Below are 20,417 nucleotides of genomic sequence, written 5' to 3'. Positions count from 1 at the left end.
CCAGACTCCGCTCCTCACGAACAAGGAACGACCGATCCCGGCGCGTGGAGACGCGCGTCGGGAGAGGACCCTTCATGTCCAGCTTCCGTCGCCTTTCGCGCCTTTGCGCCCTGTTCCTGACGCTCCTGCTTGGGCTGATCGTCGGCACCCTGCCGGCGGCCGCGCAGACGGGTGTCCAGACGACTCGTATCCAGAATACCGCGACGCTGTCGTTCGACGACGCGGCCAGCGATTCCGGCGTAGGCACATTGCCGTCCAATACGGTTTCGCTCGACGTGAACCGGGCCAAGCGCCCGACCACGCTCACATTCCACCTGCCGCCGCCCAATTACGACCTGACGGGCGCGACGTGCCAGACGACCCCCAGCTTCCAGTTCACACCCGCGCCGATCGATGCCGCGACCTTCGCCAAATCGCCCTGGGTCGCGGCGATCGACATCTATGCCGATATGATCCTGGTGCTCGACAACCAGGCCGGCAACCACGACCCGGACGTGCGCGAGACCGCAGTCATCGCGGTCGATGTCGGTAAGATCCACACGACGCTGACGCTCACCGAGACCGCAGCCGACAGCGGCATCTTCGCGGGCGGCATCCCCGCGAGCGCGACGGGCAAGCATCCCGAACTCGCCGCCTGCGACATCCGCAACATGCGCGGCGCGACGATCAAGCTGAGCTTCGCCGAGGATGGTTACAGCCTCGCCTCGATGGCGTCGCTGCTGATTGATCCGGCCGGCTACACCTTCGATTCGCGGACCGGTGCGCTGGTCGACGGCACCACCGTGTCGCTGGTCGACGATGCCGGCCAGCCTGCCACCGTGTTCGGCGACGACGGCGTCAGCCGCTATCCCTCCACCGTCGTTACCGGCGAGAGCGTCACCGACGCCAGCGGCCGCGTGTACCCGGGCGAGACCGGCCGGTACCGATTCCCGCTCACCGCACCGGGCCGCTATTACCTGAAGGTGACGCCGCCCGGCACCTACACCGCGCCATCGACCGTCGATCGCGCGACGCTCGCCGCGTTGAAGGACCCGCAGGGCACGCCGTTCATCCTCAACGACACCAGCTTCGGCGGATCGCTGACGCTGTCGACGCCCGAGCCCTTCTCGGCCGACATCCCGCTCGACAGCCCCGGTGCGGGAACGTTGTTGCTGACCAAGGTGGCATCGGTGCGTGAAGCGGCGCCGGGCGATTTCGTCCAGTACCTGTTGCGAATCACCAACCGCGATTCGGTCCCCGCGCGCGGACTCCACGTCGCCGACACGCTGCCCAAGGGACTGCGCTACGAACGCAATTCCGCGCGCGGCGGTGACGAGCCGACCGTGTCGACCGACGGCCGCAGCCTCGACTTCGTCATACCCGTGCTCGCCGCGGGTGCGTCGGCCGAGCTGAAATACGTCGTCAGCATCGCTCCCGGCGCACCCACCGGCGAAGCGCTCAACCGCGCGCGTGTCGTCGGGCAGGGCATCGTCACCAGCAACGAAGCCGCGGCATCGGTCCGCCTGCGCCCGCTGCTGTTCACCGACGCGATGACGATTATCGGCCGCGTGACCGAGGGGAATTGCGGCGATCCGGTCGACAAGCGCAAGGGCGTGCCCGGAATCCGCCTGCTGATGGAGGACGGCACGTTCGTCTCCACCGATCGTGACGGGCTGTACCATTTCGAGGGCGTCCGCGCCGGGCGCCATGTCGTCCAGATCGACACGTCGAGCATCCCCGCGACGCACGCACCGGTCGCCTGCGACATCGACACGCGTCAGGCGAACAGCCCGATCTCGCGCTTCGTCGAGGGCGACGGCGGCCTGCTCAAGCGCGTCGACTTTCAGCTCAAGCCGACCGGCAAGGCTGCGTCGGCGGACGCGGGCCTCCCCATCACGGTCGCCGATGCCGCCGTCGCGGCCGGCAGCCGCGACTGGCTGGCGGGCGAGCAGACCGCCGGCATCGACTGGCTGTTCCCACAGGCCGACCACAACCCGCGCGCACCGATCGTTCGCGCGGTCGTCAAGCACGCGCCCGGCCAGCGTGTCGCGCTGACCATCAACGGCAAGCAGGTCGAGCCGCTCGCGTTCGACGGCACCGATCAGCGCGACGGCACCGACATCGCGGTCTCGCGCTGGACGGGTATCCCGTTGATCGACGGCGACAATCGCCTTCAGGCACGCGTGCTCGCCGCCGATGGTAGCGTGGTGAAGACGCTCGACCGGGTGGTGCATTATTCCGGGCCCGGCGTCCGCGCGGTGTTCGATGCTGCCAGCAGTCGCCTCGTCGCCGACGGCCTTACCCGCCCGCTGATCGCGGTGCGCGTGACCGACAAGACCGGTCGTCCGGTGCGCGCAGGCACGCTGATCCCCTTCACCGTCGACCAGCCCTATACCGCGGCGGTCGAGGCCGAACTCGAACAGGGCCGCCAGCTTGCCGGTCGCGAGCGGTCGTCCACTACCGCGCAGGTGGTCGGCGACGACGGCCTCGCCTTCATCGCGCTCCAGCCGACCACGCAGGCCGGCGCCGTCCACGCGATCGTCTCGCTGACCGAGGACAAGATCGTCCACAGCAGCGAAGTCCGCGCCTGGCTGGCCGCATCGCAAAAGGATTGGGTCGTAGTCGGGTTCGGCGCAGGCTCGCTCGGCTACGACATGCTCAGCAAGCGGCAGTCGGGCCTGCCGCGGTCGCAGCGGAACAGCGTCGTCACCGATGGCCAGCTTGCTTTCTATGCCAAGGGTCGCGTCAAAGGCTCGTGGCTGGCGACGATCGCCTATGACAGCGACCGCAAATACGATCCCGACCGCGGGCTGCTCGGCACGATCGACCCCGACCGCTATTACACCGTATACGGCGATGGCTCACGCCAGGGCTATGACGCTGCGACCCGGCGGAAGCTGTACTTGCGGCTCGAGCGTCGTGAGTTCTACGCGCTGTTCGGCGATTTCGAGACCGGGTTCACCGATACGCAGCTGACGCGCTACAACCGCACGCTCAACGGCATCAAGACCGCGTATGAGGGCAAGCGCGTGCGTGCGACCGGATTCGCCGCGCATACCGACACGCTGTATTCGCGCGACGAAATCCAGGGCAACGGGCTGAGCGGTCCCTACCGCCTGTCGGGGCGTAACATCGTGCCGAACAGCGATAAATTACGACTCGAAACCCGCGATCGCTTCCGCTCCGAACTGATCGTCGCCAGCACCGAACTCACGCGGCACATCGACTACGACATCGACACCTCGATGGGCACGGTCCGCTTCCGCCAACCGATCCTGAGCCGCGACGGCAACCTGAATCCGATCTTCATCGTCGCTGACTACGAGGTCGAGGGCGGCAGGTCGGCGAAATTGGCGGCCGCTGCGCGCGTCGCGACCAAGCTCGCGAACGGCCGCGTCGAAGTTGGCGCTGCGGTGATCCGCGACGAGACCGTCGGCAAGGCCACCGTGCTCGGCGCAGACATCAAGGCGCACGTCACCGCCAATACCGAACTGCGCGGCGAGATCGCCAAGGGCGGTCGCGGTGGGCTTGGGCGTGGGCTCGCCTATCTGGCCGAGGTCGATCACCACGGCACCAAGCTCGATCTGCTCGCCTATGCGCGCCAGCAGGATACCGCGTTCGGCGTCGGCCAGCAGAACCTCGTCGAGGCGGGGACGCGCAAGTTCGGGCTCGACGGCCGACTGCGGCTGACCGATCGGCTGAGCGTGACCGGGGTTGCCTGGTACCAGCAGCAGTTGACCAACCCCGGCACGCGCGCCGCCGGCGAGGCCCGCCTGGAATATCGCCGCGACACCGGCACGATCTTCGTGGGCGGCCAGTTCGCGTCGGATCGCGGGATGGACGGCAAGAACCGCGACAGCCGGCTGCTGACGGTTGGCGGCACGCAGGCGCTGTTCGGCAATGCGGTGACGCTCACCGGGCAAACGCAGTTCGCGCCCGGCGGCGACAGTGACAGCGTCGACTTCCCAATCCGCCACCAGATTCAGCTCGCCTACCGCATCAAGCCCGGCATCCGCCTGATCGGCGGGTACGAGATTGCGAACGGCGACGGCTATGTCGCGCATACCAAGCAGTTCGGCGTCGACGTAGCGCCGTGGACCGGTGCCAAGCTGATGAGCACGCTCAACCAGCAGGCGATCGGCGAGAACGGCGCGCGGACCTATGCGCAATACGGGCTCAGCCAGTCGGTGCCGCTCGGCAAGAACTGGACCGTCGATGGCACGCTCGACGCGAGCAACACGCTCAAGGGCGAGATTCCCACGGGCGCGGTGGTCAACGCGTTCCAGCCGGTCACCTCGGGTGGCTATGTCGGGCAGGACCAGACCAATGGCGATTACGCCGCAGTGACGCTCGGCGCGACCTACCGCCAGGCACGCTGGTCGGTGAACGGGCGCCTGGAATATCGCAACGCCGACAGCGGCGATCGCTGGGGGATCACGACCAACTTCCTGCGCACGCTGGGGCAGGGCAAGACACTCGCGTCGAGCATCAAGGGGTACACGATCAAGGACAAGACCGGTGCGGTCGCGACCTATGCCACCGCCGACGTCGCGCTCGCGTTGCGTCCGCTCGACAGCCGCTGGTCGGTGCTCGAACGGCTCGAGCTGCGGCACGAGAGCGCGGATGCCGGGTTCTCGGACTCCAATTCGCTCGGCGTGCCGGCGTACGGAGGCGGCGACCAGGTGACGTCGCGGATCATCAACAACCTGGCGGTCAACTATCGCACCGGTCCGGAAGGGCTCGGCCACGGCACCGAGGCGACGCTGTATTACGGCGCGAAATACGTCGCCGGACGCTTCGCCGACGATACCTATGACGGGTATATCGACGTGACCGGGTTCGAGTTGCGCCAGGATATCGGCACGCGGTTCGACATCGGCGTCAGCGGTTCGGTCCAGCATGCGTGGGAGCGCGGCGCGTGGTCGTGGAGCGGCGGGCCGTCGGTCGGCGTGTCGCCCGCGCAGAACACGTGGATCAGCGCCGGCTACAATGTGTCCGGCTACCGCGACCGCGATTTCGAGGACGACCGCTACACGCGGCAGGGGCCGTACGTCACGATGCGGCTGAAGTTCGACCAAGCCTCGATCAGTGGCGCCACGCGCGCGCTGTTCGGTGGTCGACGTTAATTACAGGGAGAAAGACCTATGCCGATGCCGAGCCAGCCGACACCCATGCCGCTGCCGCGCGACTTCACGGACCACGGTCCGTGCGTCGAGGACCTCGCACGGGCGTTTGCAGCGCAGGATGCGGCGACGAGTGAGGCGCTGATAGAGACGCTGGCGACTCAGGCGATCCGCCAATGGCGGCTCGACGACGCGACGTTCTGGCAACGCGTTAAGTTCCAGGCGCGGATGATCCGGGCGAGGCAGGGGTCAGGGAGTTCGGGGAAGCACTGAGCGACAAACACACGATCTCGCTGCTTCCCCCCTCCCTTCCAGGGAGGGGCGCGCGTCGGCTTATCGGTCGGGAATCCGAACCCCAGCCACCGCTATTTCTCGTCGGTGGTCAGCTTCACCTTGTTAGGCAGCTTCTTCCCCTTGGTCCGGCGCGAAGGCAGCTGGACCGGGTTCTTCTTCTTCCACTGCGCAAACGTCATCGGCCCCTCGGGCGTGTCGATGATCGTGTCGTCGATCGAACTCATGCAATGCCTCCGCCAAGCCCAACGCACGGCCGCGAAAGGGGGACCCTCGAAGGGGGTGTTTACGCTAATCTGAAAAATGGTGCGGCCAAGAAGACTCGAACTTCCACGGGCTTTCGCCCACAACGACCTCAACGTTGCGCGTCTACCAGTTCCGCCATGGCCGCCCATGAAACATCACCGGGCGGACCCGGCATCTGGTAGGCGAGCGCCACTAGCAAGGGTTTGAACGCTACGCAACGCCCTTTGCGAAAAAGCGTTCGTCCAGTACCGCAAACAATGCCCGCGCCCTTTCTCTCGAACGATACGCAGGCTGAAACACGGCGCATCCTCGCACTGGCTTGGCCGGTGATGCTGACGAGCCTCAACTGGACGATCCTCCACGTCACCGACGTGATCGTCGTCGGGCTTGTCAGCGCGCATGAGGTTGCGGCGCTGGGTGCCAGCCGGTCGCTGACGTTTATCGCGATCGTCACCGGTCTCGCATGGCTGTCGGGCGTGCTCGTTCATACCGCGCGCGCCGACGGGGCAGGGGATCTGCCGCGGACCGGGCAGGTACTTCGCGAAGGACTGGTGCTGGGGCTGCTGCTCGGGCTGGTGGTCGGCGGCGTGATGTTCGTGTTCGCGGACGCGATGCTCGCCGGGATCGGCGTCGCGCCCGCGCTGGTCGAGCCGGCCGGGCGGGTCGTGCGGGTCATGGCGTTCACCTATCCGCCGCAGTTGATGATCGTCGCCGCGAGCTTCTTCCTGGAGGGCGTCAGCCTGCCGCGCCGTGTCGCGGTGGTGAATTTGTCGATTCTTCCGCTGAACGCCGTACTCGCCTGGGCGATGTCGGGCGGTCATCTCGGGCTGCCGGCGATGGGGGCTGTCGGGGCAGCGACGGCCACCGCGATCGCGTCGGGATTGGGGGCGGTCGGGATGATCGCCGCGGCGCTGACCTTGCCGCGCGCAAAGGAGCGCGGCGTTCGGCGAATCGATCTGGCCGCCTGGCGCGGGGTGCCAGCCGGGATCGCGGCGCTGGCGGTGTTCGGGATCGTGCCAGCCGTTGCTTCCGGCCTGGAGCTTGCCGGCTTCTCGATCCTGATCGCACTGTCGACGCAGTTCGGCGACGACGTCGCGCACGCGTTCCAGATCGTGTTCTCGGTCCACAACGTCACGTTCGGGTTGGCGCTTGGGCTTGGCTCCGCGTGTGGCGTCCGTGTCGGCAATGCGGTGGGCGAGGGGGATCCCAAGACCGGTATCTCGCGCGCGCTGATCGCGACCGGGCTGTCGATGCTCGCGCTGGGTGCGTGCGGGATCGTGCTGATCGTCGCGCGGGGGCCGATCGTCGCGGCGTTTCCGGCCGATGCCGCGACGCATGCGGTCGCGCTGGCGATGCTGCCGGTATGGGCGCCGTTCATCCTGTTCGACGGGGCGCAGGTGGTACTGGTCTACGCGCTCCGCTCGCTCGGCTATCAGGTCGTGGCGGGCGTGAACAGCATCGTAGCGTATTTCATCGTCACCGGTGGCGCGGGCTGGTGGCTTGTTCGCGCCGGCGTGGGGCCGATGGGGCTGGTCTATGCCTCCGGTCTGGGGATGCTGACCGCCGCGCTGTTGCACGGCGCGCGGTTCTGGATCGCAAGTCGGCGTTTGCGGCGCGCCTAGCGCGTTGCCTCGCCGGCAAAGCTCAGCTCGAGGCGCTTCGAGTTCGCGGGCACGTTCAGCGTCGCGGAGTTGAAGTCGATCGCACCGCCCGGCGCCAGCGTCCGCTGCTGCGGGGTGATCGTCCAGCTATAGACCAGCCGCCCCTGCGCATCGCGGAGTTCAGCGCGGATGTCGGGCACGCGCTGGCGCTGGTTCGACGGGTTGGTGACCTGGCCACTGACCGCGAACAGCTCGGAGCCGTTGTCGAGTTCGCGGCGCTCGATCGGATTGTCGCGCAGCCGTAGCGGTGTCTCGTCGCTGCCGGTCCCGAGACCGAGCTTCGCCGCGACGCCGGGTGCACCGAGATATACGATCGCTCCCGCCGCGATCAGCATCAGCAGCCCGGCAAGTACCGCAACGATCGTCCAGCGCCGCGTCGTGTTGCGACGCAGGCGAACCGGCAGGTTCTCGATCTGCGGCGTTGCGGGCGGAACGAATGTGGGTGCTACCACCGCAGGCTCGGGCGCGACCGGTGCGGCAGGAGCGAACGGCGCGAACCGTTCGACCGGCTCCGCGATCGGCGGCCTTGCCAGCGGGGCCAGCGGTGGCGGTGCGGGCGCCAGCGGGGTAGATTCCGGGAGCTCCAGCGCATCCTCGACGTCCGGTGCGGCGGCCTGGAACCAGCTATGCTTGCAATTGGCGCAGCGCACGGTGCGCCCCTCGGTCCCGATCGCGCTGTCGGGGACCAGATAGCGCGTGCTGCACTCGGGACATTGGAGGATCATGGGTACGCTTCACCAGCGGCCGCCGGAGCGCGACCGTATCTCGTGGCGAATAAGCACGCGGCCCGCATATGTGGCAAGCTTGAAGCGGCGCGGGCTTTCATGGCAAAGCGCCGATACGGGCATTGGCACGGGCATCAAGCGGGCGAGAGCGGGCGCAACCACGTCATGGCGAATATCGTCCAATTCGAAAACGTCGGGCTTCGCTACGGCACGGGCCCCGATGCAGGGCCGGAGACGCTGGCGGACCTCAGCTTCACGCTGCGCAGTGGTGCGTTCTACTTCCTCACCGGCGCGAGTGGGGCGGGGAAGACCTCGTTGCTCAAGCTGTTGTACCTTGCACAACGCCCAACGCGCGGCGTGATCCGGCTGTTCGGCGAGGATGCGGTGGTGTTGTCGCGCGACAGGTTGCCCGGATTCCGCCGGCGGATCGGCGTCGTCTTCCAGGATTTCCGGCTCGTCCCCCATCTGTCGACCTGGGACAATATCGCGCTGCCGTTGCGCGTGGCGGGGATGCCAGAGGCGGACATCGAGCAACCGGTGCGCGAGATGCTCGCTTGGGTCGGGCTGACCGAGCGTGCGGATGCGCGGCCGGCAACATTGTCGGGCGGCGAGCAGCAGCGCGTCGCGATCGCCCGCGCGGTGATCGCGCGCCCCGAGATCCTGGTCGCGGACGAGCCAACCGGCAATGTCGATCCCGACATGGCCGAGCGACTGCTCCACCTGTTCGAATCGCTCAACAAGCTGGGGACGACCGTGGTGGTCGCGACGCACGACTTCCACCTGCTTGGGCGGATTCCGGGCGCGCAGATGATGCGGCTCGATCGCGGGCGGCTGCTCGATCCGACCGGCTCGCTCCGCTATCCGCCGACGCGGCCCGAATGATGGGGGTGTCGAAGGCGCGATCATCGGTCGAGCGCCGCGTGCTCGACGAAGCGGGCGGCCTGCGCGCAATGACGTGGGTGATGGCGATCATGCTGTTCCTGACGATGCTAGCCGCCGCCTTGGGACTGGCGACCGCGGGCGCGGCGCGCTTGCTCGATCGGCAACTGGCGGGCCGGCTGACGGTGCAGGTCGTCGATGGCGATCCGGTCCGTCGTGACGCGGTTGCGGCGCGGGTGCTAACGGCGTTGCGGACGATGCCGGCGGTGGCGACGGCAGCGCCGGTCGATCGCGCCGAACTCACGCGGCTGCTGCAACCCTGGCTCGGGTCCGACGGCGCCGATCCGCAATTGCCGGTGCCTGCGATGATCGACGTTGACCTAGCTGATCACGACGAAGCGGCCGCGGCGCGGGTCGCGACCAGTGTCCGCCGCCTGAGCCCGATCGTCCGTGTCGATCGCCACGAAAGCTGGATGTCGCCGGTCAACGACGTGATGCGTTCGCTGACGTTCCTCGCGCTGGCGCTGGTTCTGCTGATGGCGAGTGCGACCGCCGCGGTCGTGGTTCTGGCCGCACGCGCAGGGTTGGAGACGCACCGCGAGACGATCGCGGTCATGCACATGCTCGGCTCGACCGATCTCCAGGTCGCGCGTCTGTTCCAGCGGCGGATCGCGCTCGACGCGACCATCGGCGGACTCGGCGGCGGTGTCGCGGCGTTGCTGGTGGTCGCGTTCGTCGGGATCCGGTTGCACGGACTGGGTTCGGAACTGCTCGGCGGGGTGACGCTGGGCGGAGTCGACTGGGTGGCGCTGGCGATACTGCCGATCGCGTTCGTCGTCCTCGCCACGCTCGCCGCCCGCGTGACGATCGTCCGCGCGCTGAGGCATATCCTGTGATCGTCCGGCTGTTCGGCATCATGGCGCTCGCCTGGGCGTTCGGGTTCGCGCTGTTCATGCTGCTGCTGCCAAAACCGCTCGACGGGTTTACCTCGGACGCGATCGTCGTACCGACCGGTGGGGCAGGGCGGATCGATCGCGGTATCGCGCTGCTCCGCGATCATCAGGCGAAGCGAATGCTCGTGACGGGTGTAGCGCCGGGGGTGCGGCCGATCGATCTTGCGCTGGAATATCGGACGTCGCCCGCATTGTTCGCATGCTGCATCGATCTCGGTGCAGACGCGGTCGATACGCGCTCCAATGCGGAGGAGACCGCGCAGTGGGTGCGTGTGCACAAATACCGCTCGGTGCGGCTAGTGACCTCGGATTGGCATGTCGCGCGCGCGCGGATGGAACTGGCGGCGGCGCTCGATAAGAACGTCGTGATCCTCGGCGATGGCGTGCCGGGGACGCCGCGGCTTGGGACTTTGGTCAACGAATATAACAAGTTGATCCTTCGCCGGATCGCGTTGTGGATTGGATATGGCGGATGATCTGGCTGCGTAACTGGGCGTTCATGCTCGTTTTCTACACGATCTCGGTGCCGATCGTGGTGACCGTGCCGATCTCGGCGCTGTTCGGCTCGCGCGCGGTGATCGTGCATTCGACGATCTGGACGCGCTTCCACAGGTGGTGTGCGCGGTGGATTCTCGGTGTGCATATCCGCGTGGAGGGGACACGGCCGACCGGGCCGGCGTTCTATGCGTGCAAGCATCAGGCGATGTTCGAGACGCTCGAGTTGCAGGCGCTGCTCGACGGTCCGGCGATCGTGTTGAAGCGCGAACTGGCGGATATCCCGGCCTGGGGTTGGGCGGCGCGGCGCTACGGTGCGATCGTCGTCGACCGCGAGGCGTCGGCGAAGGCGATGCGGAACATGATGCGCGAGGCGACCGCGGCGAAGGCGACCGGACGCTCGATCCTGATCTTTCCGGAAGGGACGCGGGTGTCGCCGGGTGAGCATCCGCCATTGAAGCCGGGGTTTGCCGGGCTGTATCGCGCGCTGAAAATGCCGACGGTGCCGATCGCGTGCGACAGCGGGCTGGTGTGGCCGAAAAAGGGGCCGAAGGTGCCGGGGGTGATCACCTTCCGTTTCGGCGAGGTGGTGCCGCCGGGCCTGCCGCGCGAGGAAGCGGAGCAGCGGGTCCACGCGGCGATGAACGCGCTGGACTAACGTCGGGGGAGGCACCCCCCCAGCAGTCCACCACCCCGGCGAAGGCCGGGGCCCAATTGGGGGACGTTTTAATGTGCGTTGCTCGCGGTTACTCGAGCCTACCCAATTGGGCCCCGGCCTTCGCCGGGGGGGGCATTCTTAGGTACTGCGCGGGCTCAGCCCTTACCCGTGCGTACGCCCGAAATCCTGGACGTCATCGTCCTGCCCCTGCTCGACGATGCTCCGCCGGATCGCCCGAGTCCGCGTGAACAGGTCGAACAGCGCATCGCCATCGCCCCAGCGGATCGCGCGCTGGAGATGGCTCAGGTCCTCCGAGAAGCGTTGGAGCATCTCCAGCACCGCCTCGCGGTTGTTGAGGAAGATGTCGCGCCACATCGTCGGGTCCGACGCCGCGATCCGCGTGAAATCGCGGAACCCGCCGGCGGAGTATTTGATGACCTCCGACTGCGTCACTTCCTCGAGATCGCCCGCCGTGCCGACGATCGTATAGGCGATCAGATGCGGCAGATGGCTGGTGACGGCGAGGACACGGTCGTGATGCTCGGGCGCCATCGTCTCGACCTGCGCGCCGAGCCTGCGCCAGAATTCCGACACGCGCTCGACTGCGACGGGGTCCGCGCCTTCGGGGGGCGTGACGATGCACCAGCGATGGCGGAACAGCGTCGCAAAGCCGGCTTCGGGCCCGCTTCGCTCGGTACCGGCGACCGGGTGCGCGGGGATGACGGTCGCGTTGGGCAGTGCTTCGGTGAGCGCGCGGACGATTTCGGCCTTGCAGCTGCCGACGTCGCTGACGATCGCATCCGCGGGAAGCTCAGCCGCGAACTCGGCGGCGACCTCGCCCATGATCCCGACGGGCACGCACAGGATCACGAGGTCGGCGTCGATTACCGCCGCGCCGGCCGAATCCGCGACGTCGTCGCAGAACTGCAGTCGGTCGGCGGCTTCGCGCACGGTCGCATCGGCATCGTAGCCAGTGACGCGGACCGTCGGCATCGTCGCCTGCACCGCGCGCGCCACCGACGAGCCGATCAGTCCCAGCCCGATGATCGTGACGCGCGCGAACGGCAGCATCAGGCCGCTTCGACCAGATTACGCAGCGCCGCAGTGACGCCGCGCGTTTCCGCCTCCGTGCCGATCGTGATGCGCAGTGCGTTGGGCAGGCCCTGTCCCGGCAGCCAGCGGACGATGTAGCCAGCGTCCATAAGCCCGTGATACGCGGCATCGGCGGTCAGCGTGCCCTCGAACAGCACGAGCACGAAGTTCGCCTTCGACGGCACCGCACGAAGCCCCGCATTGCCCATCTGCCCGATCTGCTCGACGAACCAGCCGCGCCACGTGTCATTGTGCGCGCGCGTCGCGTCGACGAAAGCGGTGTCGCCGATCGCGGCGACCGCCGCCGCTTGGCCCGCCGTCGTCACGTTGAACGGTGCGCGGATGCGGTGCATCGCGTCGATGATCGGCGCGCAGGCATAGCCCCAGCCGATCCGCTCGGCAGCCAAACCGTGAATCTTCGAGAAGGTCCGCGTGACGAGCACGTTCGCCTCGGTCATCGCCAGCGCGAGGCCGGCATCGTCCTCCTCGGGCGACAGATATTCGGCATAGGCCTGGTCGAGCACGAGCAGCACCGACTTCGGCAGTCCCGCATGCAGCCGCGCGATTTCCGCCCGCGGCGTGAACGTGCCGGTCGGATTGTTCGGGTTCGCGACGAACACCACGCGGGTGCGCTCGGTGACGGCAGCGAGGATCGCGTCGACGTCGGTCGCATAGTCGCGGTCGTCGACGATGACGGGCTCGGCGCCGACGCGGCGCGTGGCGATCTCGTACACCGCGAATCCGTAGCGGACGTGGATGATTTCGTCGCCCGGGCCGGCATAGGCGCCCGCGACAAGATGCAAGATCTCGTCGGAGCCGGTGCCGTAGATCACGCGCGCCGGATCGAGGTCGTAATGCGCCGCCAGTGCCTCGCGCAGTTCGACCGCGCCCGCATCCGGATAGCGTTCCAGCGTGCGGTCGGCGGCATCGAACGCGGCTTTCGCGGCAGGGCTGGTGCCGAGCGGGTTCTCGTTCGACGACAGCTTGATCACCGAGCGGCCATCGTCGGTCGTCGAACGGCCGGGCGTGTACGGCGCGATCCCCAGAATCCAGGGCTTCGGCGCAGGGGCGGGCGTGATGTTTGTCATGGCCGCGGGACATAGCGGGCGGTGTGGCGCGGTGGCAAATCTTTGTGCGTGGCAAGGACGGAGTTCACGATCCTCCCCCGCAAGGGGGAGGTGGCGCTGAAGGCGACGGAGGGGGAGGGTGACGCAACAGCTGTTTTCCTTACCTCCCCCTCCGTCTGGCAAGGGCCAGCCACCTCCCCCTTGCGGGGGAGGATCGAGGAAGCGGCGCTGGCATGACGGCCGCCGCTTATGGTAGCGCGCGGCATGCTCGACACGCCTGCCATCGACTCCGGGACCCGCCATGACACCGACCAGCGCTTTGGTCTCGCGCGGCGCGTCACGTTGCCGGGGCCGCTCAGGCTCGATGGCGGCGTGCTGCTGTCGCCAGTGGATATTGCGTACGAGACCTACGGGACGCTCAACGCCGACGCCTCGAACGCGGTCCTGATCTGTCACGCGCTGACCGGCGACCAGCACGTCGCCTCGCATCACCCCCGCACCGGCAAGCCCGGTTGGTGGACGCGGATGGTCGGTGAAGGCAAGCCGATCGACCCTGCGCGGCACTTCGTCGTCTGTGCGAATGTGCTCGGCAGTTGCATGGGCACTTCGGGACCCGCGACGATCAACCCGGCAACCGGACGGCCGTGGGCGATGAGCTTCCCGGTCATCACGATCCGCGACATGGTGCGTGCGCAGGCGATGCTGCTCGATCATCTCGGCGTCGGCGTGCTCCACGCAGTGGTCGGCGGATCGATGGGCGGGATGCAAGCGCTGAGCTGGCCCGCGACCTTTCCCGACCGCGTGAAGGCCTGCGTCGTGATCGCCTCGACCGCGCGGCATACGGCGCAGAACATCGCGTTCCATGAGGTCGGGCGCCAAGCGGTGATGGCCGATCCGAACTGGCGCGGCGGTGAGTATCACGACGACGACGCGCCGACCGCCGGGCTCGCGGTCGCGCGGATGGCGGCGCACATCACCTATCTGTCGGAGGCAGGGCTGACCGAGAAGTTCGGGCGTCGGCTTCAGGCGCGCGACGCGAAGTCGTTCGGGTTCGACGCGGATTTCCAGGTCGAGAGCTATCTGCGCCACCAGGGGCTCGCGTTCACCGACCGGTTCGATGCGAACTCGTACCTCTACATCACGCGCGCGATGGATTATTTCGATCTCGCGGAGGAGCATGGCGGGCTGCTCGCCAACGCGTTCCGCGCCACCAAATCGCGGTTCTGCCTCGTCAGCTTCGACACCGACTGGCTCTACCCGACCGCCGAATCGCGCGCGATCGTCCAGGCGCTCAACGCTGCCGGCGCGCCGGTCAGCTTCGTCGAGCTGTCGAGCCCGTATGGTCACGACGCGTTCCTGCTGGAGGCGCCCGATCTCAACCGCGTCGTCGACGGCTTCCTGAGGGCCGGCCGATGACGGTCATCCTGTCCGACGACGCAGGCAAGTTGCAGGTCGACCGCGTCCACGGCTGGCTTGCGAGCAGTTACTGGTCGCCAGGGATCGAGCGCAGTCTGGTCGAGCGCGCGATCGCCGGGTCGCATTGTCTTGGCGCGTACGAGAACGAGCAACAGGTCGGCTTTGCGCGAATGATTACGGATCACGCGACGTTTGCGTGGCTGGCGGACGTCTGGGTCGACGAGTCCGTACGCGGGCAGGGGCTCGGGCGGCGGATGGTGAACTGGTTCCTGGAGCATCCTTCGTTTGCCGGGTTGCGCAGGTTTGGGCTCGTTACCGCCGACGCGCACGGCGTGTATGCGGACCTTGGTTTCCATCCGCTGGTTCATGCCGATCGCTACATGGAGAGGCTCGCACCGGGCCTCGCCGAGCAATTGCGGAGTGCGCCATGACGCCCCCTGAGACATTGCGGACCGACCTCGCCGTCATTGCCGAGAACGTCGCGCAGGGTAGCCGCGTGCTCGACATCGGCTGTGGCGATGGCGCGCTCATGGCCGCACTCCGCGATACCCGCGACGTCGACGCCCGCGGGCTGGAGATCGATGCGCACAACGTGGCGTCGGCGGTCGCCCGCGGGCTGTCGGTGATCCAGGGCGATGCGGACATCGACCTGGCCGGCTACCCCGACGCCAGCTTCGATTACGCGATCCTGAGCCAGACGTTGCAGACCGCACGCGCGCCCGATCTCGTGCTCGATCACCTGTTGCGGATTGGCCGGCGCGCGTTCGTCAGCTTCCCCAATTTCGCGCATTGGCGCGTGCGGTTGTCGCTACTCTGGGGAGGGCGGATGCCGGTGACGCGGCAGTTGCCCGAGAGCTGGTATGACACGCCCAACATCCACCACGTCACGATCGACGATTTCCGCGCCTTCGTGAATGCACGCGGGATCATCGTCGAGGATGCGTGGTTTTTGTCGGGCGACAAGCGCACCGGCGCGGGCGGTGCCAACCTGCTTGCCGAGCATGCGGTGTTCCTGCTGCGACGGTAATCGTTTGTAAGAGTTGGACCATATCGGGACGAACCGTTGATCCAAATCACCAAAATTGCGGAACCGATCGGTGGGCGACTGGTTACTCCGCCGATGACCAAGACCGCCCTCATTGTCGAAGACGAGATTTTCGTTGCGCTAGATCTCGAGAGAATCCTCATGGATGCCGGCTACGGCGTCGCGGGGATTGCGGCTGACCGCGACAGCGCGATCGCGGCGGCACCGGGATGCAACTTCGCGTTCGTAGACATCAACCTGCGCGACGGACCGACCGGGCCGGAAATTGCCAAGCGGATGGCGCAGGATTACGGCGTCAAGGTTGTGTTCGTGACTGCCAACCCTGCGCAGATCGGCGATGCGGAGTGCCTCGGGTACATCCGCAAGCCGTTCAGCGACGCAGCAATTTTGGCCGCGGCGGCGTTGGCCTGCAACGACGATCCTACCGCCCATGACGACGTGATTCGGGTCGCTAACGGCTGAACGCAGCTTTCGGGATCATCAGGTCCACGATCAGCCCCTCGTTATTCCAAGTCCGACTCACGCTACCACCCAACTGGCGTACGGCGCTCATCTCGATCAATTGTGTGCCGAAGCCCGCTGGCGTCATCGGCGTCGTGACGGACGGGCCACCCTGCTCACACCAGTTCAGCGCCACCGTCTCGTCGTTGGCCGTGACAGTGATCCGAACCGTGCCGAGTTCGGTCGCCAGCGCCCCGTATTTCGTCGCGTTGGTCGCAAGCTCGTGGAACATCAAAGCAAGCGGCGTGGCCGAACGATCGTCGATGCTGACGTCGTCGCCCGTCACGCTGATACGCGCGCCGTCGATCCGCTGATACGGTTCGAACAATTCCTGCAACAGGCCGTGCAGGCTGTTCTGCGCGGCGGCGGGACGCGAGTTCGCGCTGTGCGGGCGGACGAAGTCGTGCGCGCGGCCAAGCGCGTTGATCCGGTGGCGGAGATCGGTCGCAATCCCCGCGAACTCGGGTTTTCCCCGTGCGGAAAACGCGATCAACCCGGCGATCACCGCAAAGATGTTCTTGATGCGGTGGCTCAGCTCCTGGCTGATGACCTCGCGCTCCTCATAGGCCAGCTTCTGTTCGTGGATGTCGGTACAGGTGCCGAACCAGCGCGTAATGGCGCCGTTTTCGTTACGGACCGGCAGCGCGCGGCCGAGCACCCAGCGGTACGTGCCGTCGAAATGCCGAAGCCTGTATTCGATGTTGTAAGGCTCGCCGGTGTCGAGAGACTGGCGCCAGATCGCCCAGGCGCGATCCTGGTCGTCGGGATGGAACATGTCGTTCCAGCCTTCGCCATCGGTCGTTCCTACGGGCGTGCCGGTAAACTCGTACCACCGCGCGTTGAAGTAATCGTGGAAGCCATCGGGCAGCGTCGACCACACCATCTGCGGCATCGTGTCGGCGAGCGTGCGAAACTTCAGGTCGCTCGCCTCGAGCGTACGACGCGCCTCGGCCTCGGCCATCGCCTGCTCGCGTGCGGTACGGCGGTCGTCGAGCCGGCCCATCGCCGCCTTGGCCAGCAGCGTGAGGCCGTCGCGCTGGAACCGTGTGAGGCCTTCGCGAGGCTCGTTCGCGAGCACGCAGAGTGCGCCCAGCGGCACGCCCTCGCTGGAGACGAGCGGCGCGCCGGCATAGAACCGCACATAAGGCTCGCCGGTCACCAGCGGGTTGTCGACGAACCGCGGATCGGCCTGCGCGTCGGGCACTTCCATCACCTCGTGATGGTGCATCGCGTGCGCGCAGAACGACATGCTGCGCGGAGTCTGCTCCAGGTCGAAGCCGGTCCGCGCCAGAAAACGCTGATATTCCTCCTCGACCAGGCTCAGCAACGCGACCGGGGCGCCGCAGAGCTCGGCTGCGAACGCCACGATGTCGTCGAGCTGGCCCTTCGCGCGCGCACCGGCAACGTCGTAGGCCGAGATCACGCGAGAGCGCTCTGCCTCGTCGAACGTGGCGGTATTGGGGACGGAATACAGCGTCGTCACGGAGATCAGAACGGCACGTCGTCGTCGAGATCGTCCGAGAAGCCGCCGGTCTGGCCGAAGCTGCCGCCCCGTGCGCCGCCACCGCTACCGCCACCCGAGGGTGCGCTGCCGCCACGACCACCGCCACCGCCGCCGTAACCGCCGCCGCCGCCCGACGAACCACCGCCGAAGTCGTTGCCGCCACCGCCGCCGGCCCAGTCGTCGCCACCGCCGCGGCTACCACCGCCGCCGCCTGCACCACCGCCTGCGCCGCCGTTGGGACCGTCGAGCATCGTCAGGACGCTGTTGAAGCCCTGCAGCACGATCTCGGTCGAATATTTGTCCTGGCCCTGCGCGTCCTGCCACTTCCGGGTCTGGAGCGCGCCCTCGATATAGACCTTCGAGCCCTTGCGGAGATACTTCTCGGCGACGTTCGCGAGACCTTCGTTGAAGATCGCGACCGAATGCCATTCGGTCTTTTCCTTGCGCTCGCCCGACATCTTGTCCTTCCAGGACTCGGATGTCGCGATGCGCAGATTGACGACCTTGCCGCCGTTCTGGAACGCCTTGCTCTCCGGGTCGCGACCCAGATTGCCGACGATGATGACCTTGTTGACGCTGCCTGCCATGATGCCCCTCAGAGGCCGGCGAACACCGCCAGCCAGTATGTAATGCCAGCCATGATGTAGGCGGCGGCGAACAAATAGCCAACCATGAAGGCGGGCCATTTCCACCCATTGGTCTCGCGACGGGTGACGGCGATCGTCGAAATGCACTGTGGCGCGAACACGAACCACATCAGGAAGGCGAGCGCGGTCGGCAGGCTCCAGCGACCGCGGAGGTTCTCGATCATCGCCTTTCCGCCCTGGTTGCTGTCGGGGTCGTCGATCGCATAGACGGTGCCGATCGCGGCCACGGCGACCTCGCGCGCGGCCATCGCCGGGATCAGCGCGAGGACGATGTCGCGGTTGAAGCCGATCGGCGCGAAGATCGGCGCGATGCCGTTGGCGATGCGGCCCGCGACCGAATAATCGACCGCCGAGATCTTCGGAGCACCGGCGGGCTGTTCGGGCGGCTTGGGGAAGCTCAGCAGCACCCACAGGATGATCGTCGAGGTCAGGATGATGCCGCCGGCACGCTTCAGGAAGATCTGCGCGCGGCTCCACAGGCCGATGCCGACGTCGCGCCACTGCGGCCATTGGTATTTCGGCATCTCCATCATGAAGCCCGACGACACGCCCTTGGTCACCGTCCGGCGCAGTACCAGCGCGGCGACGAACGCACCGACGATGCCCATCACGTACAGGCCGAGCATCACCAGCCCCTGCAACCCGACGAACGGCAGCACCTGCGTGTTGGGGATGAACGCGCCGATGATCAGCGTGTAGACCGGCAGGCGCGCGGAGCACGTCATCAGCGGCGCGATCAGGATCGTGGTCAGCCGGTCCTTCTCGTCGTCGATCGTCCGCGTCGCCATGATGCCCGGAATCGCGCAGGCGAAGCTCGACAGCAGCGGGATGAACGCGCGGCCGGAGAGCCCGACGCTTGCCATCACCCGGTCCATCAGGAACGCCGCGCGGACCATGTAGCCGCTCGCCTCGAGGACGAGGATGAAGAGGAACAGGATCAGGATCTGCGGCAGGAACACGATCACCGCGCCGACGCCTGCGATCACGCCGTCGACCAGCAGCGAGCGGAGCAGCGAATCGGGCAGTTCGGCGGTCAGGAAGCCCTGCAACGCGGTGAAGCCCGCATCGATCGCGTCCATGAACGGCTGTGCCCAGCTGAATACCGCCTGGAACATCAGGAACATGATCGCGAGCAGCAGGATCGGGCCAGCCACAGGATGCAGCGCGACCGCGTCGAGCATGTGCGTCCAGCGACGGACCTGCGTCTCGGATACGGTCGCGGACGTGGCGATCTGGCGGGCGCGGCGCTGGAGCGTGACGATGTCGTCCTGCACGCTGCCGTCGGATTTGCGGAGGCGCATCGGTCCGTTGACGACGATGCCGGACAAGGCCGCCTTCAACTCGTCGAGGCCACGCTTGCGCACCGCGACGGTCGGGATCACCGGCACGCCGAGTTCGCGTTCGAGCACCTTCGGATCGAGCTTCAGGCCATCACGCTCGGCGAGATCGACCATGTTGAGCGCGACCACGACCGGCAGGCCGAGCGCGATCAGTTGGAGCGTGAAGCGCAGGTGGTTATCGAGATTGGCGGCATCGACGACGACGACCAGCGCATCGGGCAGGCGCTCGCCGTCCTGCGTGCCGGTGACGACATCGCGCGTCACGCGCTCGTCGGGGGAGGAGGGTTCGAGGCTGTACGCGCCGGGCAGGTCGACCAGTTCGATCGGCCGCCCGTCGTCGAGCATCAGCCGCCCGACCTTCCGCTCGACCGTGACGCCCGGATAGTTGCCGACCTTCTGGCGCGCACCGGTGAGCGCGTTGAACAGCGCACTCTTGCCGGCATTGGGATTGCCGACCAGCGCAACCAGCGGTGCTGCGTTCATTTTAAAGGATTATTCGGCCGCGGCAGGCATGGGAGAGACCTGGATCGCGCCGGCGACGGCACGACGGAGCGCGACGGTCATGCGACCGATCCGGCAGGCGATCGGGCCCTGGCCGAGCGTTGCGCGGTGCAAGACCTCAACATCGACACCCTCGTCGAAGCCCAGTTCGCGTAAGCGACGCGCCTCTGGCCCCGCGAGCCGCGCCCACTCGATCGCCGCAACAACGGCGTGCTGCTTGCGCGGCAGGGTTTCGAGGCTGACGGAACGATCGGGGCGAGTGTCCATGATGCGAGTGATTATCAGTAACGCCCG

The 20,417-nt window shown here is 67.1% G+C and carries 19 protein-coding genes and 1 tRNA gene; 11 read left to right on the top strand and 9 right to left on the bottom strand.

Features of this window, described 5'->3' with window-relative positions; translation table 11 throughout:
• Positions 1-74: 74 nt before the first annotated feature.
• Both ASE82_RS13485 and ASE82_RS13480 read left to right on the top strand, forming a co-directional pair.
• On the top strand, positions 75-5,105 hold the full coding sequence (locus tag ASE82_RS13485; RefSeq protein WP_082441499.1) for a DUF11 domain-containing protein: 5,031 nt from the start codon (positions 75-77) through the stop codon (positions 5,103-5,105).
• An 18-nt stretch (positions 5,106-5,123) separates the two neighbouring features.
• Positions 5,124-5,375 (top strand): hypothetical protein, encoded by a 252-nt coding sequence (locus tag ASE82_RS13480; protein ID WP_056064202.1) that lies wholly within the window; start codon positions 5,124-5,126, stop codon positions 5,373-5,375.
• A 92-nt stretch (positions 5,376-5,467) separates the two neighbouring features.
• Here ASE82_RS13480 and ASE82_RS19860 read toward each other — a convergent pair whose 3' ends face one another.
• Complete coding sequence (locus ASE82_RS19860) at positions 5,468-5,620, bottom strand: hypothetical protein (protein WP_165886441.1); 153 nt, start codon at positions 5,618-5,620, stop codon at positions 5,468-5,470.
• Positions 5,621-5,697: 77 nt separating this feature from the next.
• Positions 5,698-5,784 (bottom strand) — tRNA-Leu (locus tag ASE82_RS13475).
• 112 nt (positions 5,785-5,896) lie between these two features.
• On the opposite strand from ASE82_RS13475, the gene ASE82_RS13470 reads away from it, so the two are divergent.
• Positions 5,897-7,261 carry an MATE family efflux transporter gene (locus ASE82_RS13470; RefSeq protein WP_056064198.1) on the top strand — a complete coding sequence of 455 codons (1,365 nt, stop codon included), beginning with the start codon at positions 5,897-5,899 and terminating at the stop codon, positions 7,259-7,261.
• On the opposite strand, the gene ASE82_RS13465 is transcribed toward ASE82_RS13470, so the two are convergent.
• On the bottom strand, positions 7,258-8,025 hold the full coding sequence (locus ASE82_RS13465) for an MJ0042-type zinc finger domain-containing protein (RefSeq protein WP_056064195.1): 768 nt from the start codon (positions 8,023-8,025) through the stop codon (positions 7,258-7,260). The genes ASE82_RS13470 and ASE82_RS13465 overlap by 4 nt on opposite strands.
• 165 nt (positions 8,026-8,190) lie before the next feature.
• On the opposite strand from ASE82_RS13465, the gene ftsE reads away from it, so the two are divergent.
• The 4 genes from ftsE to ASE82_RS13445 are packed head-to-tail and all read left to right on the top strand — an operon-like array spanning position 8,191 to position 11,010.
• A complete protein-coding gene (ftsE, locus tag ASE82_RS13460) occupies positions 8,191-8,907 on the top strand; it encodes a cell division ATP-binding protein FtsE (RefSeq protein WP_056064191.1) in 717 nt (238 codons plus the stop codon).
• Positions 8,907-9,800 (top strand): cell division protein FtsX, encoded by an 894-nt coding sequence (locus tag ASE82_RS13455; protein ID WP_056064189.1) that lies wholly within the window; start codon positions 8,907-8,909, stop codon positions 9,798-9,800. The genes ftsE and ASE82_RS13455 overlap by 1 nt, the downstream gene beginning before the upstream one ends.
• A complete protein-coding gene (locus tag ASE82_RS13450; RefSeq protein WP_056064186.1) occupies positions 9,797-10,333 on the top strand; it encodes a YdcF family protein in 537 nt (178 codons plus the stop codon). Before ASE82_RS13455 ends, ASE82_RS13450 begins: the two co-directional genes overlap by 4 nt.
• The gene (locus ASE82_RS13445; protein ID WP_056064183.1) at positions 10,330-11,010 is read left to right on the top strand and encodes a lysophospholipid acyltransferase family protein; all 681 of its coding nucleotides are present in this window, start codon (positions 10,330-10,332) and stop codon (positions 11,008-11,010) included. The genes ASE82_RS13450 and ASE82_RS13445 overlap by 4 nt, the downstream gene beginning before the upstream one ends.
• Before the next feature lie 162 nt (positions 11,011-11,172).
• Here the strand turns inward: ASE82_RS13445 and ASE82_RS13440 are convergent, their stop codons facing one another.
• Both ASE82_RS13440 and hisC read right to left on the bottom strand, forming a co-directional pair.
• A complete protein-coding gene (locus ASE82_RS13440) occupies positions 11,173-12,081 on the bottom strand; it encodes a prephenate/arogenate dehydrogenase family protein (protein WP_056064181.1) in 909 nt (302 codons plus the stop codon).
• Entirely contained in the window at positions 12,081-13,190 is a 1,110-nt protein-coding gene (hisC, locus tag ASE82_RS13435) for a histidinol-phosphate transaminase (protein WP_056064178.1), read from the bottom strand. Before hisC ends, ASE82_RS13440 begins: the two co-directional genes overlap by 1 nt.
• A 228-nt stretch (positions 13,191-13,418) precedes the next feature.
• On the opposite strand from hisC, the gene metX reads away from it, so the two are divergent.
• From metX to ASE82_RS13415, 4 genes are all read left to right on the top strand, one after another.
• Positions 13,419-14,585: a homoserine O-acetyltransferase MetX gene (gene metX / locus ASE82_RS13430; RefSeq protein ID WP_443025112.1), complete on the top strand. Its 1,167-nt coding sequence runs from the start codon at positions 13,419-13,421 to the stop codon at positions 14,583-14,585.
• Positions 14,582-15,016, top strand: a complete 435-nt coding sequence (locus tag ASE82_RS13425) for a GNAT family N-acetyltransferase (RefSeq protein ID WP_056064175.1) — start codon at positions 14,582-14,584, stop codon at positions 15,014-15,016. The genes metX and ASE82_RS13425 overlap by 4 nt, the downstream gene beginning before the upstream one ends.
• Complete coding sequence (gene metW / locus ASE82_RS13420; RefSeq protein WP_056064172.1) at positions 15,013-15,612, top strand: methionine biosynthesis protein MetW; 600 nt, start codon at positions 15,013-15,015, stop codon at positions 15,610-15,612. The genes ASE82_RS13425 and metW overlap by 4 nt, the downstream gene beginning before the upstream one ends.
• 93 nt (positions 15,613-15,705) lie before the next feature.
• Positions 15,706-16,092, top strand: coding sequence for a response regulator (locus ASE82_RS13415; RefSeq protein WP_056064169.1), 387 nt, complete (start codon positions 15,706-15,708; stop codon positions 16,090-16,092).
• Here ASE82_RS13415 and ASE82_RS13410 read toward each other — a convergent pair.
• Genes ASE82_RS13410 through ASE82_RS13395 form a run of 4 tightly spaced genes read right to left on the bottom strand, consistent with a single transcriptional unit; the run spans position 16,082 to position 20,390 of the window.
• Positions 16,082-17,614: a sensor histidine kinase gene (locus ASE82_RS13410; protein WP_435368539.1), complete on the bottom strand. Its 1,533-nt coding sequence runs from the start codon at positions 17,612-17,614 to the stop codon at positions 16,082-16,084. The two genes, ASE82_RS13415 and ASE82_RS13410, sit on opposite strands and share 11 nt — an antisense overlap.
• Before the next feature lie 5 nt (positions 17,615-17,619).
• On the bottom strand, positions 17,620-18,222 hold the full coding sequence (ssb, locus tag ASE82_RS13405) for a single-stranded DNA-binding protein (RefSeq protein ID WP_056064165.1): 603 nt from the start codon (positions 18,220-18,222) through the stop codon (positions 17,620-17,622).
• Between the two features lie 8 nt (positions 18,223-18,230).
• On the bottom strand, positions 18,231-20,105 hold the full coding sequence (feoB, locus tag ASE82_RS13400; RefSeq protein ID WP_056064162.1) for a ferrous iron transporter B: 1,875 nt from the start codon (positions 20,103-20,105) through the stop codon (positions 18,231-18,233).
• 9 nt (positions 20,106-20,114) lie between these two features.
• Complete coding sequence (locus ASE82_RS13395) at positions 20,115-20,390, bottom strand: FeoA family protein (RefSeq protein WP_056064160.1); 276 nt, start codon at positions 20,388-20,390, stop codon at positions 20,115-20,117.
• Positions 20,391-20,417: the final 27 nt, after the last annotated feature.

The organism is Sphingomonas sp. Leaf230 (genome assembly GCF_001421745.1).
Classification (GTDB): Bacteria; Pseudomonadota; Alphaproteobacteria; order Sphingomonadales; family Sphingomonadaceae; genus Sphingomonas.
This window is presented reverse-complemented; position numbering and strand designations above follow the sequence as displayed.

Bases quoted from the DNA above. Each gene is read 5' to 3' on its own strand.
- ASE82_RS13485 (WP_082441499.1), top strand. From the start codon at position 75: ATGTCCAGCTTCCGTCGCCTTTCGCGCCTTTGCGCCCTGTTCCTGACG.
- ASE82_RS13480 (WP_056064202.1), top strand. From the start codon at position 5,124: ATGCCGATGCCGAGCCAGCCGACACCCATGCCGCTGCCGCGCGACTTC.
- ASE82_RS19860 (WP_165886441.1), bottom strand. From the start codon at position 5,620: ATGAGTTCGATCGACGACACGATCATCGACACGCCCGAGGGGCCGATG.
- ASE82_RS13470 (WP_056064198.1), top strand. From the start codon at position 5,897: ATGCCCGCGCCCTTTCTCTCGAACGATACGCAGGCTGAAACACGGCGC.
- ASE82_RS13465 (WP_056064195.1), bottom strand. From the start codon at position 8,025: ATGATCCTCCAATGTCCCGAGTGCAGCACGCGCTATCTGGTCCCCGAC.
- ftsE (WP_056064191.1), top strand. From the start codon at position 8,191: ATGGCGAATATCGTCCAATTCGAAAACGTCGGGCTTCGCTACGGCACG.
- ASE82_RS13455 (WP_056064189.1), top strand. From the start codon at position 8,907: ATGGGGGTGTCGAAGGCGCGATCATCGGTCGAGCGCCGCGTGCTCGAC.
- ASE82_RS13445 (WP_056064183.1), top strand. From the start codon at position 10,330: ATGATCTGGCTGCGTAACTGGGCGTTCATGCTCGTTTTCTACACGATC.
- ASE82_RS13440 (WP_056064181.1), bottom strand. From the start codon at position 12,081: ATGCTGCCGTTCGCGCGCGTCACGATCATCGGGCTGGGACTGATCGGC.
- hisC (WP_056064178.1), bottom strand. From the start codon at position 13,190: ATGACAAACATCACGCCCGCCCCTGCGCCGAAGCCCTGGATTCTGGGG.
- metX (WP_443025112.1), top strand. From the start codon at position 13,419: ATGGTAGCGCGCGGCATGCTCGACACGCCTGCCATCGACTCCGGGACC.
- ASE82_RS13425 (WP_056064175.1), top strand. From the start codon at position 14,582: ATGACGGTCATCCTGTCCGACGACGCAGGCAAGTTGCAGGTCGACCGC.
- metW (WP_056064172.1), top strand. From the start codon at position 15,013: ATGACGCCCCCTGAGACATTGCGGACCGACCTCGCCGTCATTGCCGAG.
- ASE82_RS13415 (WP_056064169.1), top strand. From the start codon at position 15,706: ATGACCAAGACCGCCCTCATTGTCGAAGACGAGATTTTCGTTGCGCTA.
- ssb (WP_056064165.1), bottom strand. From the start codon at position 18,222: ATGGCAGGCAGCGTCAACAAGGTCATCATCGTCGGCAATCTGGGTCGC.
- feoB (WP_056064162.1), bottom strand. From the start codon at position 20,105: ATGAACGCAGCACCGCTGGTTGCGCTGGTCGGCAATCCCAATGCCGGC.
- ASE82_RS13395 (WP_056064160.1), bottom strand. From the start codon at position 20,390: ATGGACACTCGCCCCGATCGTTCCGTCAGCCTCGAAACCCTGCCGCGC.